This window comes from Pseudomonas sp. FBCC-B1667 (assembly GCF_059133255.1).
Window position 1 is genome coordinate 5,687,842 of the sequence record NZ_CP101437.1, and the last position, 25,996, is coordinate 5,713,837.

Sequence of the window (25,996 nt, forward strand, 5' to 3'; positions counted from 1 at the left end):
GCCCTGGTATTGACACCCCGCACCGCCCACAGAGAGCCGCCCACACAGATCGAGTGAAGCTGGCGCGCTTGCTGTTCCCTGAGCAAAAACCCCGCTTTTCGCGAATCTGCAGAGCTGTCATTACGCTCGGTCACTGAGCTGTTTGCCCGTTTTGCCTGCCATGTACCCCCATGACGGCAATCCATCCGGGCACAGTGCCAGGCTGGGACAGCCCTTTTTTGAGGTTCACGTCTTCAAAAGAGCGTGAAAAAAACGGGTTTTCACAACTTCACAAGAGTGTGGCGAGCAAATGAATAGTTTTGCGTCTGAACATGCACCATTAGCGTCTGAAACAGCCCAACGACACAGGACCGAGCGTTCCTCGAATACCGGAGCCTGAAGCCTGTCCGCTACGGATTTGGTTGCACAAACGGATGTATCGACCATAAGTCGAATTGCCAGTCGCGCGTTCAAATGAGTTCATAACCCTCATTGACCCGGCCGGTAGCGTCCGTCGAAGTTGCAAAAAATTGCGAAGATTCGGACATGGCGATACTGCCATGGGTACCTGGGGCATCACTGACACGCCCCTGAACACCTGGCAGCCATGCCGACAATTTGGTGCTGCAGATTTTGGAGACGCGTTAAATGGCGCATAACGAAGCAGTCGACGTAGTACTGGTTGGGGCCGGCATCATGAGTGCCACCCTGGCGGTATTGCTCAAAGAGCTCGACCCCGCGATCAAGCTGGAAGTCGTCGAGCTGATGGATTCCGGTGCTGCGGAGAGTTCCAACCCGTGGAACAACGCCGGTACCGGTCACGCCGGGCTGTGTGAGCTCAACTACACGCCACAGGCTGCCGATGGCACCGTCGACATCAAGAAAGCCGTGCACATCAACACCCAGTTCGAGGTGTCGAAGCAGTTCTGGTCCTACCTGACCAAAAAAGGCACGTTCGGCTCCTGCAAGTCGTTCATCAGCCCGGTGCCGCACCTGAGTTTCGTGCAAGGTGACAGTGGCGTTTCCTTCCTCAAGGAACGCTTCAAGGTGCTGAGCAAGCACCATGCCTTCGCGGACATGGAATACACCGAAGACAAGGCCAAAATGGCCGAGTGGATGCCGCTGATGATGCCGGGCCGTCCGGCCGACGAAGTCGTCGCGGCAACCCGCGTGATGAATGGCACAGACGTGAACTTCGGCGCCCTGACCAATCAACTGCTCAAGCACCTGACCAGCGCGCCCGACGCACAGGTCAAATACTGCAAGCGAGTGACCGGCCTGAAGCGCAACAACGGTGGCTGGACGGTCAGCATCAAGGACGTCAACAGCGGCAACACCCGTGACGTCGACGCGAAATTCGTCTTCCTCGGCGCTGGCGGCGCGGCATTGCCGCTGTTGCAGGCTTCGGGTATCGAAGAAAGCAAAGGCTTCGGCGGCTTCCCTATCAGTGGTCAGTGGCTGCGTTGCGACAACCCGGAAGTGGTCAAGCACCACCAGGCCAAGGTGTACAGCCAGGCCGCCGTGGGTTCGCCACCGATGTCCGTGCCGCACCTGGACACCCGTGTTGTAGACGGCAGCAAGTCCTTGTTGTTCGGACCTTACGCCGGGTTCACCACCAAGTTCCTCAAGCACGGTTCCTTCATGGACCTGCCAATGTCGGTTCGCGCTGGCAACATCGGCCCGATGCTGGCCGTGGCGAAAAACAACATGGACCTGACCAAGTATCTGGTCAGCGAAGTGATGCAATCGATGGAACAGCGTCTGGAATCCCTGCGCCGCTTCTACCCTGAAGCGAAAGCCGAAGACTGGCGCCTGGAAGTGGCCGGCCAACGGGTGCAGATCATCAAGAAAGACCCGAAAAAGGGTGGCGTCCTGCAATTCGGTACCGAACTGGTCGCGGCCAAGGACGGCTCCCTTGCCGCCCTGCTCGGCGCCTCGCCTGGTGCTTCGGTGACAGTTTCGATCATGCTTGAGCTGATCGAAAAATGCTTCCCGACCCAAGCGTCTGGTGAATGGGCGGCCAAACTGGCTGAAATCTTCCCGGCTCGGGAGAAGGTCCTGGAGACCGATGCGGCGCTGTATCGCAAGATCAACGCGCACAACAACATCGCGCTGGAACTGGTTGAAGCCAGTAACGAGACCGAAAGCTACGCGTGATTGGGCCCCATAAAAAACGCCCCGCTCTCAGTGAGAGCGGGGCGTTTTTTATGGCCGGTGAGACGGATGATCCAAGATCTTCATCACTTGTGCCGGCCTCTTCGCGAGCAAGCCCGCTCCCACATTTGATTTGTGTACGCCGATCTAAAGTGGGAGCGGGCTTGCTCGCGAAGGGGTCAGCACAAACACCACAGATTCAGGGCAATAGGTTAACCGCGGGCCTTGGCGATCAGCTCGATGTACTCGGCTGCATTGCGCTGATCCTTGATCAGGGCGACGAAGTCATTACCGTGCTCATCCTTGCCGTCCAGGTCCAGGCCGGCTTCGACGAAGAACGTCAGAAAGCGTTCGAAGTCATCGATACGCAGGCCGCGGTAGGCTTTGATCAACTTGTGCAGCGACGGCGAAGTGGCGTCGACTGGCTCGAAATCGAGAAACAACTTGATCTGCTCGTCACCGATCTCGTCACCAATCACCTGTTTCTTATCTTTACGCATTGCCGACTCCAGCTCGCAAACATTTCACGGGGCGGGCAGTTTACCCCTCCCTTGACGCCGGGCTCAACGCGCGCGAGTGGCGCCGGTGTGCAAATCGGCCCAGACATGGCCGTTGGCATAGCTGAGGAACTGGCAATACACCGTGTCATTGCGCAACAAGTCGATGACCACGCGGTACTGCGCCATCGGGTAAAACAGCGTCAGGGTTTTGCTTTTGTCGTCGTAGACCGGCTTTTTCAGGCTTTTGCTTTCGCCATCGAAGTTGACCAACACCTGATTGATGGTCGCGCCCTTGTTCAAGGATTTGCCCTTGAGGCGAATCAGCACCGGAGACGTGACGGGAATCGGTTGTTGATTGGACTGGCGCTGACTGCCGACGACCACGGAATACTCGGTGACCTGCAGGAGTTGCTGCTGCTCGGGCTCTGCGCCGCGCAGCGTCAGGTCATCGGGTGGCAGATACTGTGCGTGCATCGGTGCCGGGGCTGCCGCCAGTGGCAGACTGAGGGTCAGTAACAGGGCGGCGCAGCGGCGGATCAAAAGGCTCATGAACGGCTCCGAAGACGAGGCCGAGCACTCTAGCATGAGGCTCAACCGTGCGAATTGGCGATATAGGTCAATACTTCGCAGTACGAGGCTGGCCATGCTGGACGAGCTTACAGCCGTCGTCCAACAGTGCATCGTCTTCCAGGGAGTGTGCATGACGTTCTCCGTCCCCCCATTGTTTGCGGCCTGGCGTCAGACCTGGCGCGCCGGCTACACCCTCAGGCGCTTACGCGGCGACATCAGTGCCGGGGTGACGGTAGGGATTATCGCCATCCCGTTGGCCATGGCCCTGGCGATTGCCGTGGGTGTACCGCCCCAGCAAGGGTTGTATACGGTACTGATCGCTGCACCCCTGATCGCCCTGACAGGCGGTTCGCGTTTCAATGTCAGCGGGCCGACCGCTGCGTTCGTGGTCATTTTGCTGCCCATCACCCAACAATATGGCCTGGGCGGCCTGCTGCTATGCACCATGCTTGCCGGCGTCATCCTCATTGCCTTGGGGCTGATTCGAGCCGGACGGTTGATTCAGTACATTCCGTACCCGGTCACCCTGGGCTTTACCGCCGGGATCGGCATTGTCATTGCCACCCTGCAATTGAAGGATTTGCTGGGCCTGAACACCGCCGGCCAAGCAGAACACTACATCGAACAACTGGGCGTATTGATTCTGGCGTTGCCCAGCGCCCGGTTCGGGGACGGGATAATCGGCCTCACATGCCTGGCCGTTTTGATTGTCTGGCCTCGGTGGGTGCCGAGGATTCCGGGGCATCTGGTGGCGCTGACCATCGGCGCGTTCCTGGGCTTGGCGCTGGAGCACGGCGGGCTGGCGGTGGCGACATTGGGTGAGCGTTTCAGCTATATGGTCGACGGCGTCAGCCATCCCGGCATTCCGCCGTTCCTGCCAAGCTTCGATTGGCCTTGGAATCTACCCGGCCCCGACGGCCAGCCGCTGCACCTGTCTTACGACTTGATCCGTCAGTTACTGGCGCCGGCGTTCGCCATTGCCATGCTCGGCGCCATCGAATCCTTGTTGTGTGCGGTCGTGGCGGATGGCATGACCGGCAGCAAACACGACCCCAACGCAGAACTGCTGGGCCAGGGACTGGGCAACCTGATCGCCCCCTTGTTCGGTGGCATTACCGCCACGGCAGCCATTGCCCGAAGTGCCACCAACGTGCGCAGCGGCGCCTTTTCGCCACTGGCCGCCATTATTCATAGCGCCGTGGTGCTGATGGCAATACTCGTCCTCGCACCGCTTTTCAGCTACTTGCCAATGGCGGCACTGGCAGCACTGCTGATCATGGTGGCGTGGAACATGAGCGAGGCCCGGCACGTTCTCCATACCTTGCGCATCGCACCTCGCAGCGACGTGCTGGTCTTGCTGACCTGCCTGAGTCTGACGGTATTGTTCGACATGGTGATGGCCGTCGCCGTCGGCCTGCTGCTGGCCGCCGGGTTATTTATCAAACGCATGAGCGATCTCACCGACACCGCCGAACTGCCTCGCGGCTTCCATCAGGCCTTACAGGACATGCCGGAGCATGTTCGTTGCTATGCGATACGCGGGCCGCTGTTCTTCGGCGCCGCTGAAAAAGCCTTGGGAGTGCTACGCAAATTCAACCCGGAGGTCAAAGTGGTGATCGTCGAGATGAGCGCTGTACCGATGCTGGACATGACGGCACTGGCGGCCTTCGACAATATCCTGAGGGATTACCGCACGGACGGCATCGGCCTGATTCTGGTGGCGACCGCTCCCCGGGTGCGCCTGAAGCTCAGGCGCGCGGGCATCCATCGGGAACAGCGTCAGTTGGCCTACGTGAACAACCTGGAACAGGCTCGTCGCAAAAGCGAACGCTGGCTGGCCGGGGAAAATTGAGCGTACGGCTCAATCAAACTGCGCGCGCATCCACGCCTGATACTCGGCCACACCCGCCTCGCCTTCACGTGGCGCCCACGGAGCAAGCTCGCCTTCCCCGACTGGCCGATAAGGCCCGGCCTTGCATTCGAACATCAGGCTATCGGCTTCCAGCACAACCAGGCCATGGAACACACCGGGAGGAAGATCCACGCCCACCGATTCGCCAGCGGCTTGCAGGACGCGCCTGTGGATGACGCCTCCAGACTCATCAAAAATCAACAGGCCGAGGCGCCCCCGCAGTACCAACAGCGTTTCCGCCTTGTCATCACCCAGGTGTCGATGAGGGGGAATATACGTAGTCGGCTGCAACCCCACGGCCATCCGATGACAAGCGTCTTCCATCTGATGGAAATTGTGATGCTGACGCCCACGAGGATTAGCCGCAGCTTTCTCGGCCAACTCAGAGAACAAGGTTTGATCAAGAAAGCTTGGCGTGGTCATGCATTACATTCCTTTAACAGCAAAGATCCCGTTGGCGTTACGCCAGTAGCCTTTGTAGTCCATGCCGTACCCGAAAATGTAACGGTCGATGCACGGCAAGCCGACGAAATCGGCTTTCAGGTCCGGGCGAGCCTTGCGGTCGTGGTCCTTGTCGATCAGCACGGCGGTGTGTACTTTGCGCGCGCCGGCGTGTTTGCAGAAGTCGATGATCGCGCCCAGGGTGTGGCCTTCATCGAGGATGTCGTCGATGATCAGCACGTCACGGTCGATGAACGACACTTCCGGCTTGGCTTTCCAGAACAGGTCGCCGCCGCTGGTTTCGTTGCGATAGCGGGTGGCGTGCAGGTAGGACGCTTCCAGCGGGAAGTTCAGGTAGGTCAACAATTTGCCGGAGAAAATCAGACCGCCGTTCATCACACAGAACACCACCGGATTGCTTTCAGCCATCTGGTCGTTGATTTGTGCACCAACGCGGGCGATAGCCGCCTCGACTTCAGCTTCGGTGTACAGGCAGTCAGCCTCTCGCATGATTTGACGGATATGCTCGAGATCAGCGGACATGGCGCTCTCCAAGGGGGGGGGGTGGCGGACAGGAAAAGCGGGCAAAGGTACGCATCCCTCACGGCCAGATCAAGCGTTTGTGGACTAACGTACTGTATGTCTATAGGACAACACCCTCGGATAGATTAATCTAGGCCGGTTTTTTTGCCCGCCGCCGGAGCCTTTCCCATGCCCATCCTCGAGATCCGCCACCCGCTGATCCGTCATAAACTTGGCCTGATGCGCCGCGCAGACATCAGCACCAAGAATTTCCGTGAGCTCGCTCAGGAAGTCGGCGCCTTGCTGACCTATGAAGCCACCAAAGACCTGCCGCTGGAAGCCTACGACATCGAAGGCTGGTGCGGCACCGTGTCGGTCGAGAAAATCGCCGGCAAGAAGATTACGGTAGTACCGATCCTGCGCGCCGGTATCGGCATGCTCGAAGGCGTGCTGAGCCTGATCCCGGGCGCCAAAGTCAGCGCCGTCGGCGTGGCCCGCAACGAACAGACGCTGCAAGCCCACACCTACCTGGAAAAACTGGTCCCGGAAATCAACGAGCGCCTGGCGATGATCATCGACCCGATGCTCGCCACCGGCAGCTCCATGGTCGCCACCATCGACCTGCTGAAAAAGGCCGGTTGCCGCGACATCCGCGCCATGGTGCTGGTCGCCGCGCCGGAAGGCATCGCCGCCGTGGAGAAGGCGCATCCGGACGTGACCATCTATACCGCCTCCATTGACGAAAGACTGAACGAACACGGTTACATCATTCCGGGCCTGGGCGATGCCGGTGACAAGATCTTCGGCACCAAGCAGAAGGACGCTTGAGCATGCAGCAAGAGTTCAACGATCCGCTCTGGCGCACGGTGCTGTCGGGTGCACAGATGCTGTTCGTGGCCTTCGGCGCCCTGGTGTTGATGCCGTTGATTACCGGCCTCGACCCGAACGTCGCGCTGTTCACCGCGGGCCTGGGGACGATTCTGTTCCAGATCGTCACCGGGCGTCAGGTGCCAGTGTTCCTGGCGTCGAGCTTTGCCTTCATCACCCCGATCATTCTCGCCAAGGGCCAGTTCGGCCTTGCTGCGACCATGGGCGGCGTGATGGCGGCCGGTTTCGTCTACACCTTTCTCGGCCTGGCCGTGAAGATAAAAGGCACCGGGTTCATCGACCGCTTGCTGCCACCGGTAGTCATTGGTCCAGTGATCATCTCCATCGGCCTGGCCATGGCGCCAATTGCCGCCAACATGGCGATGGGCAAGGCTGGCGACGGCACTGAGCTGATTCATTACCAGACGGCGATGCTGATCTCGATGCCTGCGCTGCTGACGACCCTGATCGTCGCGGTGTTCGGCAAAGGCATTTTCCGCCTGGTGCCGATCATTTCCGGCGTGCTGGTCGGTTTTGCCATGGCCTTCTACTTCGGTGTCGTGGATACCGCGAAGATTGCCGCTGCCCCGTGGTTTGCCATTCCGCACTTCACCGCGCCGGAGTTCAACTGGCAGGCCATTCTGTTCATCGTTCCGGTAGCATTGGCCCCGGCTATCGAGCACATCGGCGGCGTAATCGCCGTCGGTAGCGTGACCGGTCGCGATTACCTGAAGAAACCCGGCCTGCACCGCACCCTGCTCGGTGATGGCATTGCCACCACCGCAGCCGGCCTGTTCGGCGGTCCACCTAATACCACCTACGCCGAAGTAACGGGCGCAGTGATGCTGACCAAGAACTACAACCCGAAAATCATGACGTGGGCGGCGATCTTTGCCATCAGCCTCGCGTTTGTCGGCAAGTTCGGCGCGCTGCTGCAAAGCATTCCGGTGCCGGTGATGGGCGGAATTCTGTGCCTGTTGTTCGGTTCGATTGCGGCCGTGGGCATGAACACGCTGATTCGCCACAAGATCGATCTGGGCGAAGCACGCAATCTGGTGATTGTGTCGGTGACACTGGTGTTCGGGATTGGTGGCGTGCTCGTTGGCACCGGGACTGGCCCGGACGACTTCGGCCTCAAAGGCATCGCGCTGTGCGCGGTGGTGGCGATTGCGCTGAACCTGTTGCTGCCAGGAAATGACAGCTGGAAGCACAAGAAGGCGGATGAGCCGCTGTTGTAAGGCTTAAATTCTTCGCTGCTTGTTAGATAGCTTTCGCGAGCAAGCCCGCTCCCACATTTGATCGGTGTCGAACACAAAACCTGTATATACCGACAATCTAATGTGGGAGCGGGCTTGCTCGCGAAGCTTTTAAAGGGCCAACGGCGCTCTTTCGCACAGTGCACTCAACGCCCGCGCCCATTGCGGGTCATCGTTCAGACACGGCACCAGCACCAACTCCTCACCTCCCGCTTCGCAAAATTGTTCCCGCCCGCGATCACCGATCTCTTCCAGCGTCTCAATGCAATCAGCCACGAACGCCGGGCACATCACCAGAATTTTTTTCACGCCGCTCTTGGCCAGTTCGTCGAGGCGCGCTTCGGTGTAGGGTTCGATCCACTTGGCCCGTCCCAGACGCGACTGAAACGACACCGACCATTTGCCGTCCGGCAAGGCCATCCGCTTGGCAAACTCCGACGCCGTGCGCAGGCATTGCGCGCGATAGCAGGTGGCTACTACCGCTGGCGAAGCGTTCTTGCAGCAATCCTCGTTCTTGAAACAATGCTTCCCCGTCGGATCGAGCTTGGTCAGGTGCCGCTCCGGCAAACCGTGGAAGCTCAGCAACAAGTGATCGTAATCCTTCTCCAGATAGGGCCTGGCCGAAGCAACCAGTGCATCGAGGTATTCCGGCTGATCGTAAAACGGCTGGAGAATCGACAGTTGTATGTCGAGTCCTTTCTCACGCAGCACGCGCTTGGCTTCTTCGATTACCGTCGTGGTAGTGCTGTCGGCGAACTGCGGATAAAGCGGCGCCAGGGTAATTCTCTTATGGCCCTGGGCGGCCAGCTGCACCAGTTTCGTTTCAATCGACGGCTCGCCATAACGCATCGCCAGTTCAACCGGACCCTGGGTCCACTGCGCCGTCACGGCTTGTTGCAGACGCCGGCTGAGCACCACCAGGGGCGAGCCCTCCTCCCACCAGATCGACGCGTAGGCGTGAGCTGACTGCTCCGGGCGCTTGATCAGGATCAGCGACACCAGCAAGCGTCGCACCGGCCAAGGCAGGTCGATCACATACGGGTCCATCAGAAATTGATTGAGGTAGCTGCGCACATCCGCCACCGAGGTGGAGGCTGGTGAACCCAGGTTAACCAGAAGCAATGCGTGATCGGTCATGCAACGTCCTATTTCAAAGGCGGCTGGACAGATCGTCCAGGGCCGCGCGCAAATCGGTGAACTGGAAAGTGAAACCCGCGTCCAGTGCGCGAACCGGCAAGGCCTTCTGCCCTCCCAGCAACAACAATGACAATTCGCCAAGACCCACTTTCAACGCCAGGGCCGGCATTGGCAGGACCGCAGGGCGGTGCAGCACGCTACCCAGCGTCTTGGCGAATTCGCGATTGCGCACCGGTTTGGGCGCGCAGGCATTATAGGGACCGCTGGCGTCTTTCTGATGCAGAAGAAAATCAATCAGGGCGATTTGATCGTTGATATGAATCCATGGCATCCACTGCCGGCCACTGCCGATCGGCCCGCCCAGCCCCAATTTGAACGGCAGCAGCAGCCGTGACAAAAAGCCGCCCTCGGCCGACAACACCAACCCGGTACGAATCAGCACCACACGAATTCCCAAGGCCTCGGCACGCAGTCCGGTTTCCTCCCAGGCGATGCACAACTGGCTGGCGAAATCATCGATGACCGGGGGCGAAGCCTCGGTCAATTCACGCTCCCCCCCATCGCCATACCAGCCCACCGCAGAGCCGGAGATCAACAGCGAGGGCTTTTGCTCGCGTTTTTCCAGCCACGCCAACAGCGTTTCAGTCAGGGTAATGCGGCTACTCCAGAGCAATGCCTTGCGTTTGTGAGTCCAGGGCCGATCGGCAATCGGTGCACCGGCCAGATTGATAATCGCGTCCAGCGGCACCTGGTCGAGGTCCTCCAGCCGGGCAATCCCCCTGACTTGAGTGCCGCAGATTTTTGCGACTTTTTCAGGTTTGCGACTCCAGACTGTCAGGCTGTGCCCCTGACTCAACCAGTGTCTGCAGAGTTGACGTCCTATCAAACCAGTACCGCCGGTCAGCAATATGTGCATGACTTCTTCCTCGCGTGGCATTTAACCCTGATCACTAGTCTATTTTTATAAGCAGGGATCTTTGGTATCGGGCAGGCTCTGTGTTTAACAATAGGCCAAGCTGTCAGATCGAGAACGCTAAAAGTTATACCAAAAAACAATATTGTACAGGTTTGAACCACGGCGTAGTCTGTACAGAAAGGTAACGAGGCCCCTATGACTGTACCTATCGCAATCATCGGCACCGGCATCGCCGGGCTCTCCGCCGCGCAAGCCCTGACAGAGACAGGGCATGTCGTGCAACTTTTCGATAAAAGCCGCGGCAGTGGCGGACGCATGTCGAGCAAACGCAGCGATGCGGGTGCCCTGGACATGGGCGCGCAATATTTCACAGCCCGCGACCGGCGCTTCGTCACCGAGGTCCAGCGTTGGCAAGCCAACGGCTGGGTCGCCGAATGGACGCCGCAGCTCTACACCTACCACGGCGGACAGCTCAACCTGTCACCGGACGAACAGACACGCTGGGTCGGCACGCCGCACATGAGCGCTATCACCCGCGGCCTGCTCGGCGATCTGGAAGTGCAGTTTGCTTGCCGGATTACTGAGGTCTATCGCGGCGAAGAACACTGGCACCTGCAGGACGCCGAAGGCTTCACTCACGGTCCGTTCAGTCATGTGGTGATCGCTACGCCAGCACCTCAAGCCACGGCATTGCTGGCCGCGGCGTCTAAGCTGGCCGGGGCCGCTGCCGGGGTGAAAATGGACCCGACCTGGGCCGTCGCCCTGGCGTTCGAAACGCCGCTGGAGACGCCCATGGAAGGGTGCTTCGTACAGGACAGCCCCCTCGACTGGCTGGCTCGTAACCGCAGCAAACCAGGGCGCGACAACACCATGGATACGTGGGTGCTGCACGCCACAAGTGCCTGGAGCCGGCAACACATTGACCTGCCCAAGGAAGCGGTGATCGAGCAACTGCACGGCGCATTCGCCGAGCTACTGCACGATTCCATGCCCGCCCCGATCTTCAGCCTCGCCCACCGCTGGCTCTATGCCCGCCCCGCCAGCAGCCATGAATGGGGCGCACTCGCCGATGCCGACCTGGGCCTGTATGTGTGCGGCGACTGGTGCTTGTCCGGACGTGTCGAAGGTGCCTGGCTGAGCGGTCAGGAAGTAGCTCGCCGTTTGCATGAGCATTTGCAGTGAACCGCATCGATCCCGGCAAATTGCTGCTGTCGAAGTGGACAGCAGCCCATCCGCAACACCGCGAAAAGCACTTTCTGGTGACCGAGGTATTTCGTGACGAGGAAGGCACGGTGCTGGAAGTCGAGTTACAGGCGGTGCTGACCCAGCGCAGTGAACGTCTGGATTGGCGAACCCTCAAGAACGACGACATCTGGCAATTGGGTTGGAAGTAGAACCCGAAAACTTATACAAAAAAATTGACTTGTACACCTTTGAATCTATGATGAGGATTATGTTGTACAGAGACCAATCTCTGTACAAGTCTAGATTCGAGGTGCCTCGATGAGCGATCAGCCAGCGACACGACCAAAAATCGCCATCAGCGCCTGCCTGATGGGCGCCGAGGTTCGCTATAACGGCGGGCACAAGGAATCACGCCTGTGCAGTCGCACCCTTGCTGACTACTTTGATTTTGTCCCGGTATGCCCTGAAGTGGCCATCGGCCTCGGCATTCCCCGGGAGCCCATCCGCTTGGTGGGCGACCCGCAACATCCGCAAGCGGTCGGTAGCGTTCACGCCGAGCTTAATGTCACCCGACAGCTCACCGAGTACGGCCAGACAATGGCGCGTCAGTTGAGCGACATTTGCGGCTACATCTTCATGCAAAAATCCCCTTCCTGTGGCCTGGAACGCGTGAAGGTCTACCAAGCCAACGGCGTACCGGCAGAAGGCGGCGGACGAGGCCTCTATGCCGAGGCGTTCTGCGCACTGCACCCTGACCTGCCGGTCGAGGAAGACGGCCGACTCAACGACCCGGTGCTGCGGGAAAACTTCCTGACGCGCGTGTTTGCCTACAGCGCCTGGCAGCAATTGCTGCAAAAAGGCCTGACCCGCCGCGACCTCACCGAATTCCACTCGCGCTACAAATATTTGCTGATGGCGCATAACCCGGTGCAGTACAAAACCCTGGGCAATCTACTGGGCAACATGGGCCAGTCCGATCCTGAAGAACTGGGCCCGCGCTATTTCAGCGAACTAATGGCGGCCTTGAAAAAATGCGCCACGCGGCGCACCCACACCAACGTCCTGCAACACATCAGCGGCTACCTCAAGCAGGTCATCAGCCCTGAGGACAAACAGGAAATGCAGCACGTCATCGGCCAATACCGCCAAGGCATCGTGCCGCTGGTGGTGCCATTGACCCTGCTCAAGCACTACTTTCGCCAGTACCCGGATCCTTACATTGCGCAACAGGTTTACCTGCAACCGCACCCGGAAAACCTCAGCCTGCGAAATGCGATCTAAATGAAATCCAAACTCGACACCAGCGCTAGCGAAGACCTCGGCGACGACTTTAAAAAGGCGCTGGACGACGGCTGGCTGCCGATCCGTGAGGTGGCGCGCCAGACCGGTGTCAACGCCGTGACACTTCGCGCCTGGGAACGGCGTTATGGCCTGATCGTTCCACATCGCACACCCAAGGGCCATCGGCTGTTTTCTGCCGAACAGGTTCAACGCATCCTGACGATCCTCACGTGGCTTAACCGTGGTGTGGCCGTCAGCCAGGTCAAGCAACTGCTGGACACGCCGCAAGCGTTTAGCGAACCCGTTGAAAACGATTGGCAGGTGTTGCGCCAAACGCTGCTGCACGCGGTATCGCAACTGAACGAACGCACCCTCGATGACACCGTCAATCAAGCCATGGCGCTGTACCCACCGCGCACCTTATGCGAGCTCCTGTTGATGCCGTTGCTGGCAGAACTGGACCTGCGCTGGCAGGGCCAATTCGGCGCGCAGATGGAGCGGGCGTTCGTTTATTCCTGGTTGCGCAGCAAATTCGGCGCACGCATCTACCATAACAACCGTCAGTTGCGCGCCGCGCCCCTGCTGTTGATCAATCACTCCGATGTGCCGCTGGAACCTCAGCTGTGGCTCACCGCGTGGCTGATCAGCAGCGCCGATTGCCCGGTGGAGGTGTTCGACTGGCCGCTGCCCGCCGGCGAACTCGCGATGGCGGTCGATCATTTGCAAGCCCGCGGCGTACTGCTGTATTCCAGCAAAGCCATAAACCTTTCGCAGCTGCCAAAACTACTGAATGGAGTCAGTTGCCCAAAAATGATTGCCGGACCAACGGTATGCATCCACCACGCCGAGTTGTCCGTAAGAACGTCTGAAATCGCTGATTTGTCCTTCGCCGAAGACCCGTTATCGGCGCATCAGGATTTGGTTCAGCGTGGGCTAATTTAATGAATCGTGCGGACACCACCATGCAATTGATCTGGCTGCGCAGCGATTTGCGCCTACACGACAACACAGCCCTCTCGGCTGCGGCTGCACACGGCCCAACGGTGGCGGTGTATCTGTTGAGTCCGCAGCAGTGGCTGGAACACGACGATGCGCCGTGCAAAGTAGATTTCTGGCTGCGCAACCTGGTCGAACTGAGTCGCGCATTGGGCGAACTGAACATTCCCTTATTGATTCGCAAGTCCTCGCGCTGGGATGAAGCGCCGGCAGTCCTGCTCGACCTGTGTCAGCAGTTGAAGATCGACGCCGTGCACGTCAACGAGGAGTACGGCGTTCACGAAAGCGGTCGTGATACGGCGGTCGCCGAAACGCTGAAGGCCCACGGCATCGCCTTCCATAGCTACCTCGATCAGTTGCTGTTCAAACCCGGCACCGTGCTGACCAGGACCGATACCTACTTTCAGGTCTTCAGCCAGTTCCGCAAGGTCTGCTATGACAGATTGCGCCGGTCTCTGCCGGAGCTGATCGCTGCGCCGGCCATCCAGGCGCCATTGAAAATCAACAGCGACCACATTCCATCAGACATCCAAGGCTTCGAAACGCCGAGTGACGGCTTGCGCAAACTCTGGCCAGCCGGAGAGACCGAAGGCCGGCGTCGCCTGGAGACCTTCGTCGACGTTCAGATCGACTATTACAAAAACGAACGCGACTTCCCGGCCAAACCCGGCACCAGCCAGCTCTCGGCCTACCTTGCCGCCGGGGTGATTTCTCCCCGCCAATGCCTGCACGCCGCCTTGCAAAGCAATCAGGGCGAGTTCGAAAGCGGCAAGGTCGGCGCTGTCACCTGGATCAACGAATTGCTCTGGCGTGAGTTCTACAAACATATCCTGGTGGGTTACCCGCGGGTATCGCGCCATCGCGCCTTCCGACCGGAAACCGAAGCCCTCGCCTGGCGCAACGCTCCGGAAGAACTGTTGGCGTGGCAAGAAGCGCGCACCGGCCTGCCGATCATCGACGCCGCCATGCGTCAATTGCTTGAAACCGGCTGGATGCACAACCGGCTGCGCATGGTCGTGGCGATGTTCCTGACCAAGAACCTGCTGATTGACTGGCGCGAAGGCGAACGCTTTTTCATGCGGCATTTGATCGACGGCGACCTGGCGGCGAACAATGGTGGATGGCAGTGGAGCGCCTCGACCGGCACCGATTCGGCGCCCTACTTCCGGATTTTCAACCCGGTGAGCCAATCGGAGAAATTCGACGCCGAGGGTGTGTTTATCAAGCACTGGCTGCCAGAACTGGCCAGGCTGGACAAACGGGATGTACACAACCCGGCCAACCTCGGCGGCCTGTTCGGCGCGGCGGATTATCCATCGCCGATCGTCAATCTGAGCACGTCCCGACAACGAGCGCTGGCCGCGTTCAAGAGCCTGCCTTCGCGGCAACAGGCCGGAGGTCGCCATGAGTGATTTCCTGCGGCGTTTTGCCCAGCAGTTTGCGACCTTGGACAAGGACAATCTGCAGCTCCTCAATCAGCTCTACAGCCATGATGTGCAATTCACTGATCCGCTGCATGAAGTACAGGGTCTGGTGCAACTGCGCAGCTACTTCACCGAGCTCTATACCAATGTCACTGACCTGCGTTTCGACTTTCACGGTTTCGACCAGATCCGCGAAGGCGAAGGCTATCTGCGCTGGGTCATGAGTTACCGCCACCCACGCCTGGCCAACGGACAGTTGATTCAAGTGGAAGGTTGCTCGCACCTGCTTTGGCGCGACAAGGTGTATCGGCATCGGGACTACTTCGATGCCGGCGCGCTGATTTACGAACATTTACCCGTACTGGGTCGGGCGATTGCCTGGCTGAAAAGGAGAATGGGATGAGCCTCGCCTCTCCACGGCGTTATTGGTTGACCGGCGCCAGCAGCGGTATTGGCGCCTCGCTGGCCGAGGAAATACTCAAGAGCGGCGCTCACGTGGCCGTCAGTTCACGCTCGACAGCCGTGTTGAAGGTCTTGTCCCAGCGCTATCCCGGGCAAGTGCTTGTGGTGCCCGGTGACCTGACCAACAGCCAACGGGTGCGTGAAATCGGTGAGCAGATTGCGCAAGACTGGGGCTCGCTGGACACAGTTATTCTCAACGCCGGCACCTGCGAATACGTGGACGTGAAGCAATTTGATTCATCGATCGTCGAACACGTGGTGCGCACCAATTTGCTCGCCAGCGCCTATTGCATCGAGGCAGCGCTACCGTTGCTGCGCAAAGGCACCGCCCCTCATCTGGTGGCCGTCGCGAGCTCCGTAACGTACTTGCCACTGCCGCGCGCCGAAGCCTATGGCGCATCGAAGGCAGGGCTGCGTTACCTGTTTGAATCGCTGCGCATTGATCTCGCGCAGGAAGGCATCGAAGTCACTATCGTCAGTCCGGGCTTCGTCGAGACACCGCTGACGGCCAAGAATGACTTCCCGATGCCGCTCAGTTGGCCAGTGGGTAAAGCGGCACGGCACATCTTCGCCAAACTCAAGAACCGGCCATTGGAGATCGCATTTCCGGGCCTGTTCATGGCGGCGCTGTGGCCGCTGTCGAAAATGCCCAACGCGGTGCAACTGGCCATCGGCAAACGCATGGTACGCAGCTCTCCGCCGATCCAGGATCTACCATGAACATCGCCATCATCGGCAGCGGCATCTCGGGGTTGACCTGCGCGTACCTGCTTAATCGCAGGCATGAGATCACCTTGTTCGAGGCCGGAGACCGGCCGGGCGGTCACACCCACACGGTTGACGTGTCGGTCGATGGCCAGCGCTATGCGGTAGACACAGGTTTCATTGTCTTCAACGACAGGACCTACCCGAATTTCATCCGCCTGCTGAGCCAGCTCGGGGTGGGTTTCAAACCGACTGAAATGAGTTTCTCGGTGACGGACCCGGACACCGGCCTTGAGTACAACGGCAATAACCTGAACAGCCTGTTCGCCCAACGCCGTAACCTGTTGTCGCCAGGATTCTGGGGCATGTTGCGCGACATTCTGCGCTTCAATAAAGAAGCCCAGCGCGACCTGGCGCAAGGGCTCATTACCGCCGACACCACGCTGGACGATTACCTGAAGGCCGGACACTACGGCGAGCGCTTTATCCTGCATTACATCGTGCCAATGGGGGCGGCGATCTGGTCGATGTCCATGGCGGACATGCTCGGTTTCCCGTTGCAATTTTTTGTCCGCTTTTTCAAGAACCACGGGCTGCTGTCCATCAGCGATCGCCCGCAATGGTGCGTGATTGAAGGCGGCTCCAATGCCTACGTCGGACCACTGACCGCCTCATTTCGCGAAAAGATTCGTCTCAACTGCCCCGTGACGCGCGTCGAGCGTGATGACGCGGGCGTGGTTATCCACAGTGCCGCTGGCAGCGAACGCTTCGATAAAGTCGTGTTCGCTTGCCACAGCGATCAGGCATTGAAACTGTTGGCCCGGCCGAGCGATGCCGAACGGTCAATCCTCGGCGCCCTGCCCTACGCCGATAACGAAGTGGTGCTGCACACTGACACGCGCTTGCTGCCCGTGCGCAAACGGGCCTGGGCCAGCTGGAATTATCGCCTCGGGGGCGCCGGTCACACACTCGCCGCAGTCACCTACGACATGAACATCCTGCAAGGTTTGCAGAGCGATAGCACGTTCTGCGTCAGCCTCAACCAAAGCGCCGGCATCAGCCCTGACAAGGTGCTCGGCACCTTCACCTACGCCCATCCGCAATACAGCCTGGCCGCCGCCGCCGCTCAACAGCGCTGGGATGAACTGGATGGCGCGCAGCACAGCCATTTTTGCGGCGCTTATTGGGCCAACGGTTTCCATGAGGACGGAGTGGTCAGCGCCCTGCGAGTCGCCCGCTCCTTTGGGGAAGTGCTGTGAACAGCGCTCTCTACAGCGGCTGGATTGCCCATCGGAGATTTGCCCCAAGGCACCACGCATTCCGCTATCGGATCGGCCTGCTGTACCTGGACCTCGACGAGCAAGACACCGTGCTCGGCTTGTCGCCCCTGTGCGGCAGCAGCCGCTTCGCGCCCTTCTCGTTTCGCGAAACGGACTACCTGAAAACGTTTACCGGCAAGGGCATGCGCCTGATTGACGCGGTCCGCCTGCAAGTCAGCGAAGCCATCGGCCATGCCCCGCAAGGGCCGATCTGCCTGCTGACACAGGCCCGCAGTTGGGGCCTGTCGTTCAACCCGGTGAGTTTCTTCTATTGCCATGAAGCCGACGGGCAACTGGCTGCGATTGTCTGCGAAGTCACTAACACGCCGTGGCGAGAGCGCTTTCTCTATGTGTTGCCAGCGCGGTCACCCGAGAACCGGTTCGATTTTCATCAGCATTTCGTGGTGACCAAGGCATTTGATGTATCGCCGTTTCTGCCACGGGATCTGGAATACCGAATGAGTTTCAGCCCAGTCGCCAACTCACTGGGCGTGCACATGGCGGACTGGCAGGGCGAACTGAAACTCTTCGACGCCACGCTTAACCTGCATCGCGAAGCGTTAAACCGCACAAGCCTGCACCGTTACCTGCGGCAGTTTCCCTGGATGACTGCGAAAACCTGCCTGGCGATTTACTGGCAGGCGCTGCGTCTTTTGCTCAAACGTGCCCCGATCTTTGCTCATCGGGCTGCCGATCGAAGCTTTCGAACCGCCACAGTTCCCTCCAAGGATCGCCGTCATGAAGTCCTCTAGCATTTTGGCCAAAGCCACACTACCCGTCACCCACGGCTTGACGAGCGCGTTGCTGCGCCGTGGCGTGCTCCGGCAGCTTGCAGCACTCAGACACGGGCAACTGGTGGTTGTCGAAGACAGCGAGCGGCATGTCTTCGGCACGGCCGGCAGCCATTTGATCGGGGAGATTCATATTCTCGACGCCGCAGCATGGGGCTGCGTGGCGAGCAACGGTTCAATTGGCGCGGGCGAAGCGTTCATCCATGGTTACTGGAGTTCGCCGGACCTGACCGCCGTGGTGCGCGTCTTAGTCAGCAACCTCGATGTACTGGATGCGCTGGAAGGTGGCCTGGCAAAACTCGGCCGACCTTTCGTTAAAGCACTGCACTGGCTCAATCGCAACACCCGCAAGGGTTCGCAGAAAAACATCGCCGCCCATTACGACCTGGGCAATGACCTGTTCGAGCAGTTTCTCGATCCGACCATGATGTATTCCGCGGCGCAATTTCTTAGCCCCGAAGACAGCCTCGAACAGGCGCAGTTGAACAAACTCGAACGGATCTGCCAGAAACTTGCCTTGAAACCCAGCGATCACCTGCTGGAAATCGGCACCGGCTGGGGCAGCATGGCGCTTTACGCGGCACAGCATTACGGGTGCAAGGTCACCACCACCACGCTCTCCAAAGAGCAGTTCGCGTTTACCGCTCAACGAATCGAAACCCTTGGCCTGCAAGGCCGGGTCACGCTGCTGCTCAAGGATTACCGCGACCTCACCGGCCAGTACGACAAACTGGTATCGATCGAGATGATCGAAGCGGTCGGTCACCGCTTTCTGCCGACTTACTTCAAGCAATGCGCGCACTTACTCAAAAGCAACGGCTTGATGCTGTTGCAAGCCATCACCATTCGCGAACAACGCTACGAACAGGCCAAGGGCAACGTCGACTTTATACAGCGCTACATTTTCCCCGGCGGCGCCTTGCCCTGCGTGCAGAAAATGCTCGAGATCGTCAGTCGTGACACCGACATGAACTTGCTGCACATGGAGGATTTTGGCTTGCACTACGCGCGAACCCTGCGCCTGTGGCATGAGAATTTTCGACGGGCCCACAGTCGCTTGAGCGAGTTGGGGTACGACGACTATTTCCTGCGACTGTGGGAGTTTTACCTGTGCTACTGCGAGGGCGGCTTTCTTGAGCGCACCATCGGCACGGCGCAATTGCTGTTGGCCAAACCCTCGGCGATCACCGCACCGCTGTTGGGCCGTTTCGATGCTTGAACGCGTGGCTAATGCCGTATTGTTTCAGCTCGGCTGGTTTGCCTGTGTGGCCGGTGGCAGCAGTCTGTGGTTGCTGGTGGCATTGGCGGTGCTGTTGATTCATCTGCTGTGGATAAGTCGCTGGGCCGATGAAGGTCGATTGATCCTCAGCGTTGTGCTGCTCGGCACCACCGTCGACAGTACATTGCGCTGGCTGGGCGCATTCGATTTCAACGACGCCGCGCCATTGATTCCGTTGTGGCTGATGCTGCTGTGGGCGCTGCTGGCAACGACTTTGCGCCATTGCCTGGCGTGGACCGCCACACCTTGGTGGCTCGGTAGCGTGCTGGGCGCGGTCGGCGGGCCACTGTCTTATTACGCAGGCGGACAACTGGCGGGCGTGCAGTTTCCTTATGGACAATGGCCAACCCTGATCGGTATCGGGCTACTGTGGTCTGTGCTATTTCCCGCCCTACACTTCATGGCCCATCGGTTAGCCTCGAACACACAGCACTAGCGTCCGTCCGGCCTTTCACACAGCATCGCCCCACTGCCTTACACTGCGCGCCATGAAAACCATTCCCCACACGCAAATCGCCGAGCCGGCCGTGACATGCTCGACCTGCGCGGCTTGCTGCTGTCAGCTTGAAGTGATGCTGATCACCGATACGGGCGTGCCCGAACGTTTTATCGATACCGACGATTGGGGCGGGGAAGTCATGCTGCGTCTGGACGACGGCTGGTGTGCGGCGCTGGACCGCAACAGCATGATGTGCACGATCTACGAGAAACGCCCGTTGATCTGCCGGGAATTCGAGATGGGCGCACCGGAGTGCATCGAAGAGCGCCAGGGGATCAGCACGGCGTATCGCTGACACCCAGACCAGTGAAGAGCAGCTGTGGGAGCCAGCTTGCTGGCGATAGCGGACTGTCAGTCAATATTGATGCTGACTGATACACCGCGCATTCGCGAGCAAGCCCGCTCCCACATTGACAGTGTTTACAACGGCATTGTGTAGTGCAGCGAGTAGCTTTCTACACCGTCGTTGTGACTGCTCATACCGGCATTGGAATAGTGCGTCGCACGAATCCCGACCTCATGCCCGCCGGTAAAGCGCAGGCCAAAGCCGAATCGGTCTTCAAACTGGAAGGCCTGGCCAAGGTTGTTGTCTTCAACTTGAGTGTGGGAGAACACCGCCACACCAATCCCCGCCTCGAGGTAAGGTTTGATCGACTGGCCGGCAAACTCGTAAACGAACACCGGCGAGAACGACAGGCTGTTGTTGCCGGAGCTCTTGTCGCCATCCCAATAGGTATAGGCGCCACTCCAGTAACCGGTCAGGCGACCCACGTCGCTTTGCCACCAGCTCTGATCCCAATCGAATTGCATGCCCAGTCGATAGGTCATGGTTGATTCAGTGGTCTGACCGACCCCGAACTCCACGCCTGCCGCTTGTGCAGTAAAACTTTGCCCCATCAAAGCGGCCGCAATCGCGGCCAAGCAGAATAGTCGCTTCACTAGAAACATCCTTTTCCGAACGATTTCGTATGGTTTTTTGGTAACTCAAGGCTATAGAAGTCGACGCTTAATTAGAAGTTCATCCAAATTACCCGCACTGCCCCAATTTTTTTGTTAACGCCCGAAGCTTCTCACAACGCCGGCCGTATTCCACAGTATCGGCAAGATATTTCTGAAATGAACCGGATCGGCACTCGTCCAGAATTCGGCCGCACGCGCCGGCCCGTCAGCGAGCAATTCACGCTCGGCCAGCAGACGCTGAAGTTGCCGCGCAACAGCCGCCCCGGTGTCGATGAGGCTGATGTCATCCGGGATCATCTGCTTTAGCAAAGGCTTCAGAAAGGGATAGTGCGTACAGCCGAGAATCAAGGTGTCGCACCCGGCGCCAAGCAGCGGTTCGACATAACTGGTCAGCAACTGGCGCAATGCCTCGCTGTGCAAGTCGCCGTTTTCAATCAGCTCTACCAGGCCGGGACACGGCTGAGTGATGACGCGCACATCGGTGGCGAAACGGTCGAGCAAGGCGGCGAACTTGGCACTCTGCAAGGTGCCGGTGGTGGCGAGCACGCCAACCACGCCGCTGCGGGTTGCGGCGGCCGCCGGCTTGACCGCCGGCTCCATGCCAACAATCGGCCACTGCGGATAATCGCGACGCAAGTCGGCAACGCCCGCGACGGTCGCGGTGTTGCACGCCAGCACCAGGGCTTTGGCGCCCTGCTGCTGGAAAAAATCAGCCATGACGCTGCAGCGCTGGCGGATGAATTCCGGGGTTTTCTCGCCGTAGGGAATGTTCCCGCAGTCGGCGACGTAGAGCAGCGACTCATTGGGCAGCAACCGCTGGATCTCGGCCAGCACCGAGAGCCCTCCGACGCCGGAGTCGAACACGCCAATCGGCGCTTCACGCATGTGTCGACCCACAGACGCTGCAGCCCGGATCACGCTTGACCCGCAATTCACGGAAGCGCGAGCCCAGCGCATCGATCAGCAACAGACGCCCCACCAGCGGCTCGCCGAAACCGACCAGCAGCTTCATGGCTTCCAGCGCCTGAAGGCTCCCCACCAGCCCCACCAACGGCCCGACGACGCCAGCTTCGCTGCACGTCAGTTCAGCTTCGCTGCCATGCCCGTATAAACAGTGGTAGCACGGGCTTTCTGGGCGACGCGGGTCGAACACCGACAATTGGCCTTCGAGGCGAATCGCCGCGCCACTGACCAGCGGTTTGCGGGCGGCGATACACGCCGCATTGACCGCTTCGCGGGTGGAGAAGTTGTCCGAGCAGTCCAGCACCAGATCCACCGCTGTCACGGCGGCGACCAGAGAATCTTCGTCCAGCGCAGTGCGGTGGGCGATCAACTGGATCTCGGGATTGATGGCGGTCAGACGACGAATTGCCGAATCAACCTTGCTCAGGCCGACGCTGTCGGTGTCGTGAACGATCTGGCGTTGCAGGTTCGTCAGGTCGACCGTGTCGAAGTCGGCGAGGTGCAACTCACCCACACCCGCCGCGGCCAAGTACAGCGCAACCGGCGAACCGAGCCCGCCGAGGCCGACGATCAACACGCGACTTTCTTTGAGTCGCAACTGGCCGTCGATGTCGACATGCTGCAACAGAATCTGCCGACTGTAGCGCAACAATTCCTGATCATTCAGCACGGCACGCGCCCCAGGCTGATACGTTCGTGTCCACCCAGATCGATTCGGCTGTGGACGTTTTCAAAGCCGCGGGTCAGCAGTAAATCGCGCACGGCACTCGCTTGATCGTAGCCGTGTTCGAGCATCAGCCAGCCACCCGCTTCCAGATAATCCGGCGCCTGGGCGACGATCAAGCGCAGATCGTCGAGCCCGTCGTCACCGGCCACCAAGGCACTGGCCGGTTCGAAGCGCACATCGCCTTCCACCAGATGCGGATCGGAAGAAGGGATGTAAGGCGGGTTGCTGATGATCAGCTGGAAACGCTGACCTTCCAGTGCGCTAAACCAATGACTGCTCAGCACCGTGGCGTTATTGAGGTGCAGGCGCTGGCGGTTGCGCTCGGCCAGGGCCACGGCTTCCAGCACACGATCCACCGCCGTGACCTGCCAGGCCGGGCGCTCGCTGGCCAGGGCCAGGGCGATCGCGCCGCTGCCGGTGCCCAGGTCAAGGACCTGCGCGGGTGTGGCCGACAATAGCTCAAGCGCGGCTTCCACCAGCAATTCAGTGTCCGGGCGCGGGATCAGCGTGTGCGATGCCACTTCCAGGTCCAGCTTCCAGAACCCTTGCTGCCCCAGAATGTAAGCCACCGGCTCGCCGACACGGCGACGCTGCAAGTAGCTGGCGAACGTCAGCGCCGCTTCACTGGGAACGATGCGCTCCGGCCAGGTGTGGAGAAAACTGCGCGGCTTGCCCAATGCGGCAGCCAGCAACAACTCGGCATCCAGACGCGCGGTGGGCGAGTCGGGCAAGTCGGCGGCGCGCAATAAACTGGCAATAATCGTCATTTACTCACCTATCGCCGCCAATTGATCGGCCTGGTATTCGGCCAGTAACGGCTCGATCACCGCATCGACCCCGCCGGCGAGAATTTCGTCGAGCGAGTACAGCGTCAGGTTGACCCGGTGGTCGGTGACCCGGCCCTGGGCAAAGTTGTAGGTACGAATCCGCTCCGAGCGATCACCGGAACCGACCAGCAACTTACGCTCGCTGGCGATGGCATTGGCCGCGGCGCTGGTCTGCTGATCGTTGAGTTTGGCCGACAGCCAGGACATCGCCCGGGCGCGGTTCTTGTGCTGGGAACGTTCTTCCTGGCACTCCACGACAATACCGGACGGCAAGTGGGTGATACGGATCGCCGAGTCGGTCTTGTTGACGTGCTGGCCACCGGCGCCGGAGGAGCGGTAAGTATCGACCCGCAGGTCCGCCGGGTTGATCTCGATCGCTTCCTGCTCGTCCGGCTCGGGCAACACCGCCACGGTGCAGGCCGAGGTGTGGATGCGGCCCTGGGATTCAGTGGCCGGCACCCGTTGCACGCGGTGCGCGCCGGATTCGAATTTCAGCTTGCCGTAAACGTTGTCGCCTTCAACCCGGGCAATGACTTCTTTATAGCCACCGTGTTCGCCCTCGTTTTCGGAGAGGATTTCCACCCGCCAGCCGCGACGCTCGGCGTAACGCGAATACATGCGGAACAGGTCACCGGAGAAGATCGCCGCCTCGTCACCGCCGGTGCCGGCACGGATTTCAAGGAACACGTTGCGCCCGTCGTTCGGGTCTTTCGGCAGCAGCATGCGTTGCAGGCTGGCTTCGAGCTCGATCAATTGCTCCTTGGCTTCGCGGACTTCTTCCACGGCCATTTCACGCATGTCCGGGTCACTGTCCTTGAGCAGTGCCTGGGCGCCTTCGAGGTCGCCTTGCACTTTGAGCAACTGTTTATAGGTGCCGACAATTGGCTCGACTTCCGCGTACTCCTTGGAATAGGTGCGGAATTTGGTCTGATCGGAAATGACTTCGCCATCGCCAAGCAACGCGGTCAATTCCTCGAAACGGTCCTGGAGGATGTCCAGCTTATTGAGCAGTGACGCTTTCATTGCGTTTTTTTATCCGAAAAGCTATCCGATGAGCCCTCATTCAGGGCAAAGAGCTCTTGAGCCATGGCCAGCGCATCGAGGCGGCCTTCGGCAGAGAGCTTTTTCAATTGCACGCTAGGCGCGTGCAACAGTTTGTTGGTCAGGCCGCGCGCCAGTTGCACCAGCACGTCTTCGGCGCTGGTGCCGTTGGCCAGCAGGCGTTGGGCCTTTTGTAATTCTTCGTCGCGCATGCGCTCGCTTTGCTGACGATAAGCCTTGAGCACATCCACCGCCGCCAGTTCGCGCAGGCGCACCATGAAATCTTCGGCACCGACCGAGACCATCTCTTCCGCCGCCTGGGCGGCGCCCTGACGACTCTTGAGGTTCTCGGCGACCACTTCGTGGAGATCGTCGACGCTGTACAGGTAAACGTCGTCGAGTTCGCCGACTTCCGGCTCGATATCGCGCGGAACGGCGATGTCCACCATGAAGATCGGCTTGTGCTTGCGCAGCTTCAGCGCGCTTTCCACCGCGCCCTTGCCAAGGATCGGCAACTGGCTGGCGGTAGAGCTGATGACGATGTCGCTGCGCACCAGCTCAGCCGGGATGTCCGAAAGCAACACGGCGTGAGCACCGAACTGCTCGGCCAGAATGCTCGCGCGTTCCAGCGTGCGGTTGGCGACGACGATGCGTTTCACGCCCAATTCATGCAGATGGCGGGCGACCAGGGTGATGGTTTCGCCGGCGCCAATCAGCAAGGCCTGGCTGCGTTGCAGGTCGCTGAAAATCTGTTTGGCCAGGCTGACCGCGGCAAACGCCACGGACACCGGGTTCTCGCCGATAGCGGTGTCGGTACGCACCTGCTTGGCCGCGTTAAAGGTCGCCTGAAACAAACGCCCGAGCAATGGACCGATGGTGCCCGCCTCACGCGCCACGGCGTACGCGGACTTCATCTGCCCGAGGATCTGCGGTTCGCCCAACACCAGCGAATCGAGCCCGGAGGCGACCCGCATCATGTGACGAACTGCCGCATCATCTTCGTGCACATAACTGCTCGCACGCAGCTCGTCGAGGCTCAAATGGTGATAATCGGCCAGCCAGCGCAACACGATGTCCGCCGAAAGGTGATCCTGTTCTATATAGAGTTCACTGCGATTGCACGTAGAAAGGATCGCAGCTTCGCGGCTGTCGGTGAGGCGGCAGAGCTGCTGCAAGGCCTCCACCAGTTGCTCAGGGGTAAAGGCCACGCGCTCGCGGACGTCTACTGACGCAGTCTTGTGGTTGATACCGAGTGCAAGGAAGGCCATTCAAGGTCGCTGATG

The 25,996-nt window shown here is 59.7% G+C and carries 28 protein-coding genes; 16 read left to right on the top strand and 12 right to left on the bottom strand.

Annotation, left to right across the window (positions count from 1 at the left end; genetic code table 11):
• Positions 1–627: 627 nt before the first annotated feature.
• Entirely contained in the window at positions 628–2,136 is a 1,509-nt protein-coding gene (mqo, locus tag NL116_RS26280) for a malate dehydrogenase (quinone) (protein ID WP_494374681.1), read from the top strand.
• 209 nt (positions 2,137–2,345) lie between these two features.
• Here the strand turns inward: mqo and NL116_RS26285 are convergent, their stop codons facing one another.
• Positions 2,346–2,633, bottom strand: a complete 288-nt coding sequence (locus tag NL116_RS26285) for a PA4642 family protein (RefSeq protein WP_090180157.1) — start codon at positions 2,631–2,633, stop codon at positions 2,346–2,348.
• Between the two features lie 63 nt (positions 2,634–2,696).
• A complete protein-coding gene (locus NL116_RS26290; RefSeq protein WP_494374682.1) occupies positions 2,697–3,182 on the bottom strand; it encodes a hypothetical protein in 486 nt (161 codons plus the stop codon).
• Positions 3,183–3,333: 151 nt separating this feature from the next.
• Here NL116_RS26290 and dauA point away from each other — a divergent pair, with 151 nt between their 5' ends.
• On the top strand, positions 3,334–5,055 hold the full coding sequence (gene dauA, locus NL116_RS26295; protein ID WP_494374683.1) for a C4-dicarboxylic acid transporter DauA: 1,722 nt from the start codon (positions 3,334–3,336) through the stop codon (positions 5,053–5,055).
• Positions 5,056–5,064: 9 nt separating this feature from the next.
• Here the strand turns inward: dauA and NL116_RS26300 are convergent, their stop codons facing one another.
• Together NL116_RS26300 and NL116_RS26305 are read right to left on the bottom strand one after the other, a co-directional pair.
• Positions 5,065–5,538 carry a WbuC family cupin fold metalloprotein gene (locus NL116_RS26300; RefSeq protein ID WP_494374684.1) on the bottom strand — a complete coding sequence of 158 codons (474 nt, stop codon included), beginning with the start codon at positions 5,536–5,538 and terminating at the stop codon, positions 5,065–5,067.
• A gap of 3 nt (positions 5,539–5,541) precedes the next feature.
• Entirely contained in the window at positions 5,542–6,099 is a 558-nt protein-coding gene (locus NL116_RS26305; protein ID WP_123435109.1) for a hypoxanthine-guanine phosphoribosyltransferase, read from the bottom strand.
• Between the two features lie 168 nt (positions 6,100–6,267).
• Here NL116_RS26305 and upp point away from each other — a divergent pair, with 168 nt between their 5' ends.
• Together upp and NL116_RS26315 are read left to right on the top strand one after the other, a co-directional pair.
• Positions 6,268–6,906 carry a uracil phosphoribosyltransferase gene (gene upp / locus NL116_RS26310; RefSeq protein ID WP_045059241.1) on the top strand — a complete coding sequence of 213 codons (639 nt, stop codon included), beginning with the start codon at positions 6,268–6,270 and terminating at the stop codon, positions 6,904–6,906.
• A 2-nt stretch (positions 6,907–6,908) separates the two neighbouring features.
• Positions 6,909–8,183, top strand: a complete 1,275-nt coding sequence (locus NL116_RS26315) for a uracil-xanthine permease family protein (protein WP_483842818.1) — start codon at positions 6,909–6,911, stop codon at positions 8,181–8,183.
• Between the two features lie 129 nt (positions 8,184–8,312).
• Here NL116_RS26315 and hemH read toward each other — a convergent pair whose 3' ends face one another.
• Both hemH and NL116_RS26325 read right to left on the bottom strand, forming a co-directional pair.
• Positions 8,313–9,338 carry a ferrochelatase gene (gene hemH / locus NL116_RS26320; protein WP_494374685.1) on the bottom strand — a complete coding sequence of 342 codons (1,026 nt, stop codon included), beginning with the start codon at positions 9,336–9,338 and terminating at the stop codon, positions 8,313–8,315.
• Between the two features lie 13 nt (positions 9,339–9,351).
• Positions 9,352–10,254, bottom strand: a complete 903-nt coding sequence (locus NL116_RS26325; RefSeq protein WP_494374686.1) for a TIGR01777 family oxidoreductase — start codon at positions 10,252–10,254, stop codon at positions 9,352–9,354.
• Positions 10,255–10,449: 195 nt separating this feature from the next.
• Here NL116_RS26325 and NL116_RS26330 point away from each other — a divergent pair, with 195 nt between their 5' ends.
• The 12 genes from NL116_RS26330 (at position 10,450) to NL116_RS26385 (ending at position 20,490) form a co-directional block, all read left to right on the top strand.
• Entirely contained in the window at positions 10,450–11,436 is a 987-nt protein-coding gene (locus NL116_RS26330; protein WP_494374687.1) for an NAD(P)/FAD-dependent oxidoreductase, read from the top strand.
• Positions 11,433–11,648: a TIGR02450 family Trp-rich protein gene (locus NL116_RS26335; protein WP_494374688.1), complete on the top strand. Its 216-nt coding sequence runs from the start codon at positions 11,433–11,435 to the stop codon at positions 11,646–11,648. The genes NL116_RS26330 and NL116_RS26335 overlap by 4 nt, the downstream gene beginning before the upstream one ends.
• A 109-nt stretch (positions 11,649–11,757) precedes the next feature.
• The gene (locus NL116_RS26340) at positions 11,758–12,720 is read left to right on the top strand and encodes a YbgA family protein (protein WP_494374689.1); all 963 of its coding nucleotides are present in this window, start codon (positions 11,758–11,760) and stop codon (positions 12,718–12,720) included.
• Positions 12,721–13,662 (top strand): MerR family transcriptional regulator, encoded by a 942-nt coding sequence (locus tag NL116_RS26345; protein ID WP_494374690.1) that lies wholly within the window; start codon positions 12,721–12,723, stop codon positions 13,660–13,662.
• Between the two features lie 20 nt (positions 13,663–13,682).
• On the top strand, positions 13,683–15,128 hold the full coding sequence (gene phrB / locus NL116_RS26350) for a deoxyribodipyrimidine photo-lyase (protein WP_494374691.1): 1,446 nt from the start codon (positions 13,683–13,685) through the stop codon (positions 15,126–15,128).
• The gene (locus NL116_RS26355; protein WP_494374692.1) at positions 15,121–15,543 is read left to right on the top strand and encodes a nuclear transport factor 2 family protein; all 423 of its coding nucleotides are present in this window, start codon (positions 15,121–15,123) and stop codon (positions 15,541–15,543) included. Before phrB ends, NL116_RS26355 begins: the two co-directional genes overlap by 8 nt.
• Complete coding sequence (locus tag NL116_RS26360; protein ID WP_494374693.1) at positions 15,540–16,322, top strand: SDR family NAD(P)-dependent oxidoreductase; 783 nt, start codon at positions 15,540–15,542, stop codon at positions 16,320–16,322. The genes NL116_RS26355 and NL116_RS26360 overlap by 4 nt, the downstream gene beginning before the upstream one ends.
• Positions 16,319–17,566, top strand: a complete 1,248-nt coding sequence (locus NL116_RS26365; RefSeq protein WP_494374694.1) for an NAD(P)/FAD-dependent oxidoreductase — start codon at positions 16,319–16,321, stop codon at positions 17,564–17,566. The genes NL116_RS26360 and NL116_RS26365 overlap by 4 nt, the downstream gene beginning before the upstream one ends.
• Entirely contained in the window at positions 17,563–18,378 is an 816-nt protein-coding gene (locus tag NL116_RS26370; protein WP_494374695.1) for a DUF1365 domain-containing protein, read from the top strand. The genes NL116_RS26365 and NL116_RS26370 overlap by 4 nt, the downstream gene beginning before the upstream one ends.
• Positions 18,365–19,636 (top strand): class I SAM-dependent methyltransferase, encoded by a 1,272-nt coding sequence (locus NL116_RS26375; protein WP_494374696.1) that lies wholly within the window; start codon positions 18,365–18,367, stop codon positions 19,634–19,636. The genes NL116_RS26370 and NL116_RS26375 overlap by 14 nt, the downstream gene beginning before the upstream one ends.
• Positions 19,629–20,132 carry a DUF2878 domain-containing protein gene (locus NL116_RS26380; RefSeq protein ID WP_494374697.1) on the top strand — a complete coding sequence of 168 codons (504 nt, stop codon included), beginning with the start codon at positions 19,629–19,631 and terminating at the stop codon, positions 20,130–20,132. Before NL116_RS26375 ends, NL116_RS26380 begins: the two co-directional genes overlap by 8 nt.
• Positions 20,133–20,184: 52 nt before the next feature.
• Positions 20,185–20,490, top strand: a complete 306-nt coding sequence (locus NL116_RS26385; protein WP_007942663.1) for a YkgJ family cysteine cluster protein — start codon at positions 20,185–20,187, stop codon at positions 20,488–20,490.
• Between the two features lie 125 nt (positions 20,491–20,615).
• Here NL116_RS26385 and NL116_RS26390 read toward each other — a convergent pair whose 3' ends face one another.
• The 6 genes from NL116_RS26390 to hemA all read right to left on the bottom strand — a co-directional run bounded on the left by NL116_RS26390 (position 20,616) and on the right by hemA (position 25,981).
• Positions 20,616–21,134, bottom strand: a complete 519-nt coding sequence (locus tag NL116_RS26390) for an acyloxyacyl hydrolase (RefSeq protein ID WP_494374698.1) — start codon at positions 21,132–21,134, stop codon at positions 20,616–20,618.
• A 114-nt stretch (positions 21,135–21,248) separates the two neighbouring features.
• On the bottom strand, positions 21,249–22,040 hold the full coding sequence (gene murI / locus NL116_RS26395; protein WP_494374699.1) for a glutamate racemase: 792 nt from the start codon (positions 22,038–22,040) through the stop codon (positions 21,249–21,251).
• The gene (locus NL116_RS26400; protein ID WP_494374700.1) at positions 22,033–22,788 is read right to left on the bottom strand and encodes a molybdopterin-synthase adenylyltransferase MoeB; all 756 of its coding nucleotides are present in this window, start codon (positions 22,786–22,788) and stop codon (positions 22,033–22,035) included. Before NL116_RS26400 ends, murI begins: the two co-directional genes overlap by 8 nt.
• Entirely contained in the window at positions 22,782–23,612 is an 831-nt protein-coding gene (gene prmC / locus NL116_RS26405; protein ID WP_494374701.1) for a peptide chain release factor N(5)-glutamine methyltransferase, read from the bottom strand. The genes NL116_RS26400 and prmC overlap by 7 nt, the downstream gene beginning before the upstream one ends.
• On the bottom strand, positions 23,613–24,695 hold the full coding sequence (gene prfA, locus NL116_RS26410; RefSeq protein WP_494374702.1) for a peptide chain release factor 1: 1,083 nt from the start codon (positions 24,693–24,695) through the stop codon (positions 23,613–23,615).
• Positions 24,692–25,981: a glutamyl-tRNA reductase gene (hemA, locus tag NL116_RS26415; RefSeq protein ID WP_494374703.1), complete on the bottom strand. Its 1,290-nt coding sequence runs from the start codon at positions 25,979–25,981 to the stop codon at positions 24,692–24,694. The genes prfA and hemA overlap by 4 nt, the downstream gene beginning before the upstream one ends.
• Positions 25,982–25,996: the final 15 nt, after the last annotated feature.